Source organism: Streptomyces sp. CNB091, from assembly GCF_000377965.1.
Map to the genome: position 1 here is coordinate 216238 of NZ_KB898993.1, position 11996 is coordinate 228233.

8 protein-coding genes are annotated in these 11996 nt (G+C 68.3%); 2 read left to right on the top strand and 6 right to left on the bottom strand.

The features are described 5' to 3' along the window. Positions 1 to 7: 7 nt before the first annotated feature. The 5 genes from D581_RS0109120 to ngcE form a co-directional block, all read right to left on the bottom strand. Positions 8 to 1120, bottom strand: coding sequence for a sugar ABC transporter substrate-binding protein (locus D581_RS0109120; RefSeq protein WP_026290352.1), 1113 nt, complete (start codon positions 1118 to 1120; stop codon positions 8 to 10). 120 nt (positions 1121 to 1240) lie between these two features. Next, a complete protein-coding gene (locus D581_RS0109125) occupies positions 1241 to 2440 on the bottom strand; it encodes an ROK family transcriptional regulator (protein ID WP_018956937.1) in 1200 nt (399 codons plus the stop codon). 213 nt (positions 2441 to 2653) lie between these two features. Further along, positions 2654 to 3604, bottom strand: coding sequence for a carbohydrate ABC transporter permease (locus D581_RS0109130; RefSeq protein WP_018956938.1), 951 nt, complete (start codon positions 3602 to 3604; stop codon positions 2654 to 2656). Then, positions 3604 to 4524: a carbohydrate ABC transporter permease gene (locus D581_RS0109135; RefSeq protein WP_026290353.1), complete on the bottom strand. Its 921-nt coding sequence runs from the start codon at positions 4522 to 4524 to the stop codon at positions 3604 to 3606. The genes D581_RS0109130 and D581_RS0109135 overlap by 1 nt, the downstream gene beginning before the upstream one ends. Positions 4525 to 4573: 49 nt before the next feature. Beyond that, complete coding sequence (gene ngcE, locus D581_RS0109140) at positions 4574 to 6019, bottom strand: N-acetylglucosamine/diacetylchitobiose ABC transporter substrate-binding protein (RefSeq protein ID WP_018956940.1); 1446 nt, start codon at positions 6017 to 6019, stop codon at positions 4574 to 4576. Positions 6020 to 6533: 514 nt separating this feature from the next. Here ngcE and D581_RS0109145 point away from each other — a divergent pair. Then, entirely contained in the window at positions 6534 to 10418 is a 3885-nt protein-coding gene (locus tag D581_RS0109145; protein ID WP_026290354.1) for a GH92 family glycosyl hydrolase, read from the top strand. A gap of 204 nt (positions 10419 to 10622) precedes the next feature. On the opposite strand, the gene D581_RS0109150 is transcribed toward D581_RS0109145, so the two are convergent. Continuing rightward, entirely contained in the window at positions 10623 to 11240 is a 618-nt protein-coding gene (locus D581_RS0109150) for a histidine phosphatase family protein (protein ID WP_018956942.1), read from the bottom strand. A gap of 97 nt (positions 11241 to 11337) precedes the next feature. Between D581_RS0109150 and D581_RS0109155 the strand changes: the two genes are divergently transcribed. Beyond that, the gene (locus D581_RS0109155) at positions 11338 to 11949 is read left to right on the top strand and encodes an FxLYD domain-containing protein (protein WP_018956943.1); all 612 of its coding nucleotides are present in this window, start codon (positions 11338 to 11340) and stop codon (positions 11947 to 11949) included. Positions 11950 to 11996: the final 47 nt, after the last annotated feature.

The window sequence follows — 11996 nt, forward strand, 5'->3', positions numbered from 1 at the left end:
CGGGTGGTTACTTGAGACCGATCTTGTCGCAGGCGGCCTTGTACTTGGCGGAGCAGATCTCGTCCAGCGTCCAGATGCCGTCCTTGATCACGGTGTCCTTGATGTTGTCCTTGGTCAGCGAGACGACCGGGACGAGGACCGTCGGGATGCCCTTCTGGCTGGCGTTGTCGACCTTGGAGGTGGCGATGGAGTCGAGCTTCTCGCCCTTGGCGAGGGCGACGGCCATCTCCGCGGCGACGATGCCCTCGGCGGGGTAGGACTTGTAGACGCTCATGAACTGCTCACCGGAGACGATGCGCTGCACGCCCGCCAGCTCGGCGTCCTGGCCGGTGACCGGCGGGAGCGGCGAGAGACCGGCGCCCTTGAGGGCGGTGATGATGCCGCCCGCCATGCCGTCGTTGGCGGAGTAGACGCCGTCGATCTTGTCCTTGCCGAGCGCGGTGATCGCCGCTTCCATGTTGGCGTTGGCGTTCTCCGGCTTCCACTCCTTGGTGTCGTACTCCTTGCCGTACTTCACCTTGCCGTCGAGGACCGACTTGGCGCCCTTCTTGAAGAGGGCGGCGTTCGGGTCGGTGATCGCGCCGTTCATCATCACGATCGTGCCGCCGTCGGCCTTGTCGCCCAGGGCCTCCAGGAGGGCGGTGCCCTGCGCGCGGCCGACCTCCTCGTTGTCGAAGGAGGTGTAGGCGTCGATGGGGCCCTCGGCGAGACGGTCGAAGGCGACGACCGGGATGCCCGCGTCCTTGGCCTTCTTGACGCTGTTCTCGATCGCCTTGGCGTCCACCGCGCCGATGATGAGCGCGTCGACCTTGTTGGTGATCATCGTGTCGATCTGCTGCGACTGGGTGGTCGCGTCCTGCTTGGCGTTGTTGTAGGTGACCTCGGCCTTGCCGCCGGTCAACTCGCTGATCTTCTTCTCGATGATCGGCCGGTCGAACTTCTCGTAACGGGCCGTCTGGTTCTCGGGAAGGAGCAGACCTATCTTCAGGTCGTCGCCCTTCTTCTCCGAGCCCTGTTCGGCCTTGTCACCGGACTCCTTGGCGCTCCCGCAAGCGGCCAGCGAGACCGCCATCGTGGTGGCGGCGACGGCAACGGCGGCACGACGCATACGCGTGTTCATTCTCGAACCTCCCTGACGAGGCCGCGACGTTGCGGCCGAGGTGGCTGGAAGTCAACTCGGCCCCAGCGTCAGCGTCAAGGAGTAAATCCTTAACGAGATGACAACGGTGCCATTCGTTATCTAAGTGAAGGCAGGAGTCGCTGCGGGGAGGGCGCCCTCCAAAAGGGTTGAATCCCCCATCTCGCTGAGCACCAGGGCGAGTGCGCCCAGGACTTCGGCGCGCCCGCCGAGCGCGCCGGGCAGCACCGAGAGCTGCCGGGCAGCGCTGGGGATCGCGTAACGCGACACGGAGTCCCGTATGGGCCCCAGGACCAGCTCCCCGGCCTCCGCCAGAGAGCCGCCGAGCACGACACGGCTGGGGTTGAGCAGATTGCACAGGTTGGCCACGCCGCTGCCTATGTGGCGGCCCACGTCGCCGATCACCCGGCGGCACCCCGGATCGCCCTCCCGGGCCAGCTGGACCACCCGCTCCATGGTGAGCCCGGGGCCGTGGCTGGGCTGGAGCAGCGGCAGGACGTAGCGGGCGGCCGTGAAGGTCTCCAGGCAGCCGCGGTTGCCGCAGCGGCACACCGGACCCGACTCGTCGAGCGTGATGTGCCCGATCTCGCCGGCCGTGCCGCCGGGGCCCCGGTAAATGGTCCCGTCGATCACCAGACCGGCGCCGACGCCGCTGGCCACCTTGATGTACGCCAGGTCCTTGACGCCCCGCCCGCTCCCCCAGACCAGCTCGCCCAGCGCCCCGAGATTGGCGTCGTTGTCGACGTACACGGGCACGCCGAGGCGGCCGGAGAGCTCCTCGCTGGGGTTGATGCCCGTCCACCCCGGCAGGATCGAGGTGGAGCCCAGGGTGCCGGACTCGACGTCGATGGGGCCCGGCACGCCGAGACCGATGCCGATCACCTTGTCCGGGCCGATCCCCGTGGCCGCGATCAGCCGCTTGACCAGCACTTCCGCCCGGTCGAAGCCCTCGGCGGACGAGGCGTCCACATCCAGCGGCTCGGACTCCTCGGCGAGCACCTGATGGGCGAGGTTGCCGACGGCGACGCGCAGGTGCGTATGGCCGAAGTCGACGCCGATGACGATGCCGGCGTCACCGCTGAGGGAGACGCTGCGGGCCCGCCGGCCGCCCGCCGAGGTGGGGGTGACCTCGACCGTTCCGCCGCCCTTCAACTCCCGCACGATATTGGAGACGGTGGCCGCGGAGAGGCCGGTGCTCCGGGCGATCTCCGCCTGGGTGAGCGATCCTGCCATCCGTACGGCGCGTACGACCCGCTCCAGATTGGCCCTGTGCAGCGATGTCTGCGACCCGGGAGTCTCCATCGACTCATCCACTCCTGCCCTTGGCGGGCGGTCCTGAAGACCGCCCCGGCCGGGGCCGCAGCGATGAGACCCCGGCTTCCTCCAACATGTGAACTCCAAGCTGACCGTTTGGGGGTGCCTCCCGTCAAGACCTGAGCACGCGCACACCCACAACGGCCCGGTGCCCCGGCGGAATCTTTCCGCCGGGGCACCGGGCCGTACGCGCGTCGCGGGCTACTTCAGGGCGCCCGCCGTCAGGCCGGAGACGACCTGGCGCTGGAAGATGATGTACGCCGCCAGCACGGGCAGCATCGCGATCACCAGGCCGGCGAAGAGGCCGGAGTAGTCGCCCTTGTAGCCCTGGCTGGAGGCCAGCTCCACCAGGCCCTGGGCCAGTACCCGCTTCTCCGGGTCGGTGTTCAGCACCGTGGGCAGCATGTACTGGTTCCACTGCCCCAGGAAGTTGAAGATGCCGACGCTGATCAGGCCGGGCTTGGCCATCGGCAGCATGACCTGGAAGAACGTGCGGGTGTGCGAGGCCCCGTCGATGATCGACGCCTCCGCCACCGAGGTCGGCAGCGTACGGAAGAACGAGGTCAGGAAGAACACAGTGAACGGCAGCGAGTACGCGATGTACACGAGGATCAGGCCGTGGATCGTGTTCAGCAGCCCCATGTTGTCCATGACGTAGAACAGCGGGACCAGCGCCAGCATGACCGGGAAGCTCATGCCGCCGACGAACAAGAAGTAGATGAAGCGGTTGCCCGGGAACTCGAAGCGGGCGAGCACATAGGCGGCCATGGACCCGAGGACCAGGGTGCCCGTGAGCGACCCGCCCACCACCAGGATGGTGTTCAGGAAGTACTCGCTCATGTGGGCCTGGCTCCAGGCCCGGCCCCAGGCGTCGAAGTTCAGCGAACTGGGCAGCGACCACGGGGTGTTGAAGATGTCCGAGTCGCTCTTGAACGAGGACATCACCGCCCAGAACAGCGGCAGGACGACCATGATCGCCCACAGGATCAGCATCCCGTGCGAGAAGACGTTGAGGACCTGGCCCTCGCTCTTCTTCGCGGGGGCCGGCGAGCCCTTGGCCACCGGCCCGGTGCGCTGGGCCGGAACCTTCGCCGCCTCGGCGTCGGAGGGGGACCCGGAGGGCCCGGGAGGAGGGGTGTCAGTGGTCTTCATCAGAACTCCAGCCGCTCGCGCCGGCCCACCCGCATGACGATGGCGGCGAACGCCAGCGTCACGAGGAGCAGGGCGACACCGATCGTGGTCGCGTAGCCCGCCTGTCCGTCACGGAACGCCGACTGGTACACGTACAGCGGCAGGACGGTGGTCGAGTAGTCGGGCCCGCCGGGACCGACGCTCATGATGTGGACGATCGCGAAGCCCTCGGCCCCGAGCGCCAGGATGCCCATGTAGACCCAGCCGGACTGGACCGTGTCCCACAGCAGGGGCAGCGTGATCCGGAAGAAGGTCGTGAAGCGGCTCGCCCCGTCCAGCAGGGCGGCTTCGTAGAAGTCCTTGGGGATGGAGGCCATGCCCGCGGAGAACAGCACCACGAAGAAGCCGGTCGTGCACCAGACGAGGACCGCCATGATGACCCACAGGGCCAGCTGCGGATCGCCCAGCCAGTTCGGCACGTCGTCGAAGCCGACGGCCTTGAGCGTGCCGTTGATCATGCCCTGGGCCGGGTCGAAGGCGAACTGGAACAGGATGGCCACGATCGCGATCGACAGCACCTGCGGGAAGAAGTACGCGATCTTGTAGAAGCCCGAGCCCCGTACGCCGGTGATGGCGGCGCCCTTGCGGCGCCGCCCGCCCACGTTGAGCATGAAGGCGAAGAAGAGCGCGAGCCCCAGCGTCACCAGCGGCAGCAGCACGGCCAGCAGCACGCTGTGCTGCAGCGATTTCCAGAAGATGTCGTCATCGAGCATCTTGGTGTAGTTGTCGAACCCGACCATCTTGAAGTCGGGGCTCAGCCCCGTCCAGTCCGTGAACGAGTAGTAGATGGACTGGATGAAGGGCCAGATGACGAAGATGACGTACAACGCCATCGGGACCACCAAGAACCCGACTATGAACCGGTATTTACCGTGTTGCATCGTTACCGACTCCGACCTTCCCGTGCTGCCCGCCGCTGGTGACGCGTGGTCACTGGTGCTTGAAGTGCTTGATGGACTGGTCCTTGGCGGTCGCGTCGGCGAAGGCCTGGATCTTCTTGATGGTCTCGGCCGGCTTGGCGCGGCCGGCCATCATCTCGCCGATCGCGGCGACACCGATCTGCTCCTTCTGGAGCTTCACGTACCAGTCCTGCATGCGCGGGTTGACCACGTTGGTGCCGGCCTTCTCCAGCGCGGCGACACCGGACTTCAGGCCGTCGGACAGCTCGATGCCGTCCGTGCCGCCGTTGAAGGCGGAGAGCGACTTGGTGCTGGCGGTGAAGGACTTGGAGGAGGCCTCGCTGAGCATGATGCGCAGCTGCTCCATGCCGCCCTCGGGGTTCTTCGCCTTGCTCGGGACGATGAACGGCTCGCCACCGGACGCCCAGATGGTGCCGAAGGGCAGCTTGTCCGAGGAGTCGAGGCTGGAGGGAGCGCCCACGGACAGCTTGAAGTCCTTGGGGATGATCGCCGCTTCCTCGTTCTCGACCCAGGAGCCGTTCGGGATGAACAGCGCCTTGCCGCGGGCCCACGCGCCCTGGGAACCGCGGTGGTCCAGGCCGGGGGTGCCGTCGAGGATGTAGTCGTTGGCGACGAGCTCGTAGTACGCCTCGAAGGCCGCCTTGACCGCGGGGTGCTCCCAGGCCTTCGGCTCCAGGTTGTCGATCGCGTCGAGGACCTCGACGCCGCCGATCTTGCCGATGAAGGGGTACAGCGAGAAGGGGATGTAGTAGGGGTGCTTGCCGGGGTAGGTCCAGCCGGCGATGCCCTGCTTCTTCGCCTTCTTGCAGAGCGCGAGCATCTCGTCCCAGGTCTCCGGGTACGCGGAGTCGAGCTTCTCCAGCGCGGTCTGCGAGTACCAGACGCCGTAGACCGTGTACGCGTAGTACATGATCCAGACCGGGTCGCCGTCGAACTGGCCCATCTCGATGATGCCCGGCCGCAGGGTGTCGCGGACCTTCTTGGCGGGGTCGTCGACGGAGGGGGCGTCGAGCAGCGGGGTCAGGTCGGTGAGCTGCTTCTTGCCGACCAGGACGCCCATGTCCATCTGCTGGGCACCGGAGTTGTCGATCAGGTCCGGCGGGGTACCACCGTTGAACCGCGGCTGAAGAACCGACTGGATCTTCTGCGTCGCGGAGAACTTGACCTTCGCGTCGGGATAGGTCTTCTCGTAGACGGCCTTGGCGTCCTCGGCGTACTTGGTGCCGAAGCCACCGTCGAAGATGACGATCTCCAGCGGTGCGCTGCCGTTGACGGCCAGCGGGTTCTTCTCGGTCTTTTCGCCCTTTTCGACCTTGTCGTCGCTGCTGCTGTCGCCGCTCGCGCAGGCGGACAGGAAGCTCATCGTCGGAACAGCGATCAGGCCGAGTGCGGCAGAACGCTTGATCAGATCGCGACGGCCAAGGCCCTCGTTGTTGTGGGCGGAGGTGGATCCCATGCTCAAGTCCTCGCCTTCTCCAGGACTCAGGCGGTGTACCGGTCACCCGTCGAGAATTCGCCTCAGGCGAAGGGCCCCGCCACCGCGGTCAGTTGCGCTTGGGTCATGCGGATATGCAGATATGCAGATGTACCGGACGGGCCGGTGCAGTGGGGATGTCGGGAGACCGTACAGCGAGGACACCCCTGGCGTCCCCGCAACCGTCCCTGCCTCCCCCGCGCGCACGTCCGCGATAAAGCGGCCGTGCAGGTGCCGACAGGTATAGTCCACTTGTCGCCAACTGAGCAAGATCGAACGCAGGTTTGAGCGGCAGTCTTTCCCGAGTTGAGACCTCACGGACACCTCGGCACCCCACGCCCTCTTCCCGCGGCGGCTATTTCCCCATACCGGCCGATTCGCCGAGGGGCCTCCCGGCAACACCCTTGACACGTCCCGCCCCTGGGATCCCTACTGGACCTTGCATCCCGCTATGACAACGTTGTCCATGCATTTTCCCGGGGAGGAACGGCTCGGCATGCAGCCACCACGCGGCATCGATCACGGATCAGACAAGGCCTCTCACGCGGTCCCCCGCCCGGCTCGTCGCCGGAGACGGACCCCCACAGCAGCCGCCCTGGCGGCCTCCCTCGCCCTGGTGGTGATCGCCCCCGCGGTCGCCACCGCCCAGCCCTCCTCGCCGGACCGGAAGCCGTCCGGCGACCGCACCTTCAGCACCTCGTTCGAGGCGGACGAGAAGCAGCCGGACTGGCGCGGCACCGTCGAGGAGGGCCCCGACGGCGAGAAGCGCTCCTCGGGCGTCGACGGGGGCTTCTCCTCCGGCATACCGGGCAATGTCACCGACCGGGTGACGGAGCTGCGCGCGAGCGCCGAGAACACCGCCGGCGGGGAGGTCAAGGAGAACCTGGTCGACGTCGAGCCGGGCTCCAAGTGGCTGACGTTCAAGCCCACCGGCTGGGTCGAGTTCGATCTGGACGCACCCGTCAAGGTCGTGACGTACGCCCTCACCTCGGCCAACGACCACGCCGAGCGGGACCCGAAGGACTGGACGCTCAAGGGCTCGGCGGACGGCAGGGAGTGGACCGACCTCGACACCCGCACCGGCGAGAAATTCGCCAAGCGGCACGAGACGAAGAGTTACGACTTCGCGGGCGACACCGCCTACCGGCACTTCCGCCTGGAGATCACCGCGAACAACGGCGCTTCGGACGCGCTTCAGCTCGCCGACGTTCAGTTCTCGAACGGTGACACCTCCGCGCCGGTGCCCGAGGAGATGCGCAGCCAGCCCGACCGCGGCCCCTCCGGCTCCCCCACCGCGAAGTCCGGCGCGGGATTCACCGGAAAGAAGGCACTGCGTTACGCGGGCACCCACACGCCCGAAGGACGCGCCTACTCGTACAACAAGATCTTCGACGTGAACACGGCCGTCACCAAGGACACCGAACTGTCCTACCTGGTCTACCCGCAGATGGGCGAGACCGACCTGAACTACCCCGCCACCCACGTCGCGGTGGACCTGGCCTTCACCGACGGCACGTACCTGAGCGAGCTGAAGGCCACCGACAGCCACGGCGGGCTGCTCACCCCGCAGGGCCAGGCGGACGCCAAGCGCCTCTACGTCAACCAGTGGAACAAGGTCGCCGCCCGTCTCGGCACGGTCGCCGCGGGCAAGACGGTCGACCGGATCCTGGTGGCGTACGACTCCCCCAAGGGGAAGGCGAAGTTCCAGGGCTGGATCGACGACATCACGATCGCCCCGAAGAAGCCCGAGAAGCGCAAGGCGCATCTGTCGGACTACGCGCTGACGACCCGCGGCACCAACTCCAGCGGCGGCTTCTCGCGCGGCAACAACATTCCGGCCACGGCCGTCCCGCACGGCTTCAACTTCTGGACGCCGGTCACCAACGCGGGCACCACCAGCTGGCTGTACGACTACCACCGGGGCAACAACGCGGACAACCTCCCCGCGCTCCAGGCCTTCGCCGCCAGCCATGAGCCGAGCCCCTGGATGGGCGACCGGCAGACCTTCCAGCTGATGCCGTCGGCCGCGAGCGGCACCCCGGACGCGTCCCGGACGGCCCGCGCGCTGCCGTTCAGGCACGAGAACGAGACGGCGAAGCCGCACTACTACGGCGTCACGTTCGAGAACGGCCTCAAGGCCGAGATGACGCCGACCGACCACGCGGCCCGGATGCGGTTCACGTACCCCGGCAAGGACGCCAGCCTGATCTTCGACAACGTCACGAACGACGGCGGCATCACGCTGGACCCGAAGACCAGCTCGTTCTCCGGCTACACGGACGTCAAGAGCGGCCTGTCCACCGGGGCGACCCGGATGTTCGTGTACGGCGTCTTCGACGCGGCGGTCACCGACAGCGGCAAGCTGAAGGGCGGCGGTGGCGACGACGTCACCGGGTTCTTCCGCTTCGACGCGGGCAAGGACCGCACGGTCAACCTGCGGCTGGCCACCTCGCTCATCGGCGTCGACCAGGCGAAGCAGAACCTGGCCATGGAGATCCCGGAGTCCACTTCCTTCGACCGGGTGCAGCGCAAGGCCCAGGGGGCCTGGGACGACATCCTGCGGACGGTCGAGGTCGAGGGCGCCAACGCGGACCAGCTCACGACCCTCTACTCCAGCCTCTACCGGCTCTACCTCTACCCGAACTCCGGCCACGAGAAGGTGAAGGGGAAGACCAGGTACGCCAGCCCCTTCTCCAAGGCGGTCGGCGAGAACACCCCGACGCGGACCGGCGCGAAGATCGTCGACGGCGAGGTGTACGTCAACAACGGCTTCTGGGACACCTACCGCACCACCTGGCCCGCGTACTCCTTCTTCTCCCCGAAGAAGGCCGGCGAGCTGGTGAACGGCTTCGTCCAGCACTACAAGGACGGCGGCTGGACCTCTCGCTGGTCCTCCCCCGGCTACGCGGACCTGATGACCGGCACCAGCTCGGACGTGGCGTTCGCCGACGCGTACGTCAAGGGCGTGAAGTTCGACGCCGAGGCGGCGTACGACGCGGCGCTCAAGAACGCCACCGTGGCCCCGCCGTCCTCGGGCGTCGGCCGCAAGGGCCTTCAGACCTCGGTCTTCACCGGCTACGCGGACACCGCCACCCACGAGGGCCTGTCCTGGTCCCTGGAGGGTTACGTCAACGACTACGGCATCGCCCGCATGGGCCAGGAGCTGTACGAGAAGACGAAGAAGGCGCGGTACAAGGAAGAGTCCGAGTACTTCATGAACCGGGCCCAGAAATACGTCAAGCTCTTCGACGACAAGGCCGGGTTCTTCCAGGGCAAGAAGCCGAACGGCGACTGGCGCCTGCCCTCCGGCGAGTACGACCCCCGCGTCTGGGGCTACGACTACACCGAGACCAACGGCTGGGGCTACGCCTTCACCGCCCCGCAGGACAGCCGGGGCCTGGCCAACCTGTACGGCGGCCGCGCGGGTCTGGGCAAGAAGCTGGACACGTACTTCTCCACCCCGGAGACGGCGGGCCCGGAGTTCGTCGGCAGCTACGGCGGCGTCATCCACGAGATGACCGAGGCGCGGGACGTACGGATGGGCCAGTACGGGCACAGCAACCAGGTCGCCCACCACGCCACGTACATGTACAACGCGGCCTCGCAGCCGTACAAGACGCAGGAGAAGGTCCGCGAGGTGCTGGGCCGGCTGTACGTCGGCAGCGAGATCGGGCAGGGCATCCACGGCGACGAGGACAACGGCGAGCAGTCGGCCTGGTTCCTCTTCTCCTCGCTCGGCTTCTACCCGCTGGTGATGGGCAGCGGGGAGTACGCGATCGGCTCGCCGCTCTTCAAAAAGGTCACCGTCCGCATGGACAACGGCCGCAAGCTGACCGTGAAGGCCCCGAAGAACAGCGAGAAGAACATCTACGTGCAGGGCGTGAAGCTCAACGGCAAGAAGTGGACCTCCACGGCGCTCCCCCACGACGTCCTGGCCAAGGGCGGCACGCTGGAGTTCGCCATGGGCCCGAAGCCGTCGGCGTGGGGCACGGGCGAGGACGCGGCCCCGGTCTCCGTCCAGAAGGACGACAAGGTCCCGGCGCCCAAGGGCGACGCGCTGAAGGGCGACGGCGCGCTCTTCGACGACACCTCCGCCACCTCGGCGACGGTGGAGTCGGTGGAGCTGCCGGTGTCCTCGGCGACGAAGGGCGTCCAGTACACGCTGACCTCGGCGGCGGCCGACAAGGCCCCGAAGGGCTGGACGCTCCAGGGGTCGGCGGACGGCGAGAAGTGGACGGACCTCGACCGCCGCTCCGGCCAGTCGTTCGCCTGGGACAGGCAGACCCGAGTGTTCTCGGTGGACGAGCCGGGCTCGTACACCGCGTACCGGCTGGTGCTGACGGGTTCGGCGACGCTCGCGGAGGTGGAGCTGCTCTCCTGACCCGTACGCGACGGGCGTCGGCGGCCGGTACCCCGAGGGCGGGGTGCCGGCCGTCGGCGTTCACGCCTGTCGGAGTCTCTCGGGCGGGCGGGGTTCAGGGCGGCGGGAGGCTTTCCGCGTCGGGGCGGGGTTCAGGGCGGCTGGAGGCTCCCGGGGCAGGGCGGGGTTCCGTGCGGCTGGAGGCTCCTCGGGCAGCCGCGAGGCTCAGTGCGGCTGGAGGCTTTCCGGCAGGGCCACGTTGAGCGCGGCGACGACCGGCCGGCCGTGTTCGGTGCCGAGCCGGGAGAGGGCACCGGTGGCGAGCTGGAAGAGCCTTCCCTCGGCCGGGGTCAGGCCGAGGTAGCGGGCGGTGAGGACGCGCAGGAAGTGCGAGTGCGCGACGAGCGCGATGTCCGCGTTCCCGATCCCGTCGGCGGCGGACCGGACGCCCGCGAGGACCTGGTCGGCCCGCTCCCCGATCTGGGCGGGGCTCTCGCCGGGGTGCTCGTCGGAGCCGGGGTCGACGCCGTCGGTCCACAGGTTCCAGAAGGGCCGGGTGCGGCGGATGGCCAGGGTGGTGACGCCCTCGTAGCCGCCGTAGTCCCACTCCCGCAGCTCGGGGGTGACCCGGGGATCGGGGAGTCCGGCCAGCTCGGCGGTGCGGCGGGCCCGGACCATCGGGCTGACGAGGGTGAGCCCGATGTTCCGGTCGGCCAGCAGCGGGACGAGCGCGCGGGCCTGGCGTTCCCCGACGTCGGTGAGCGGGAGGTCGGTGTAGCTCGTGTGCTGCCCGGAACGGGACCACTCGGTCTCGCCGTGCCGGATGAGGATCAGCTCGCCCATGGGGTCCGTTCGCTTCCTGTGCAGGTGGTGCCGGTGGTGCGGGTGGGGCCCCGTACCGTAAGTCCCTCACCTGATCCATTTCCCGTGGGGGGACCACATGTCCGACTACTTCCCGCCTCCGCCGCCCGAACAGCCGCAACCGGAGCACCGGGCTCCGGTGGGTGCGCCGCCGCCTTCGCCGTGGGCGGCCCCCGCGGTGCCGCCGGGCAAGCGGCGTACGGGGCTGATCGTGACGCTCGCCGTGGGTGGCGGGCTGGTCGTGGCGGGGGCGATGGTGGCGCTCGTCTACTGGTTGATGGACTCGGTCTCGGACTCCGTCGCGCTGCCGCCCGAGCGGTCGGACGCGCCCTACTCCGAACCGTACGACGAGGGGCCGTACGGGGAGGAGGAGCCGTACGAGGAGCCGGTGGAACCCGTCGCGCCCGGGCCGGCCGCCAAAGGGGACGTCACGATCACGAAGTGCACGCGCGACTCCCTGATCGGCTGGCCGCACGCGGACCTGAAGATCGTGAACAGGTCCGGGAGTCCGGCGGCGTACATCGTGTCCATCACGTTCGTGGACGCGGACGGCGCTGTGGTGTCCGACGGCATCGCGACCACCGAGGAGGTCGCCCCCGGCGCGTCGGTCAAGGTGAGGGCCCAGGGGTCCGGCGAGGTGGCCGCGGGCACGAAGTGCCGGATCGCCGAAGTCGACCGGCATGCGCTGTGACGGCCCGTTAGCCGGCGGTACGCGGAAGGGCCGCACCCCGGGGTGAC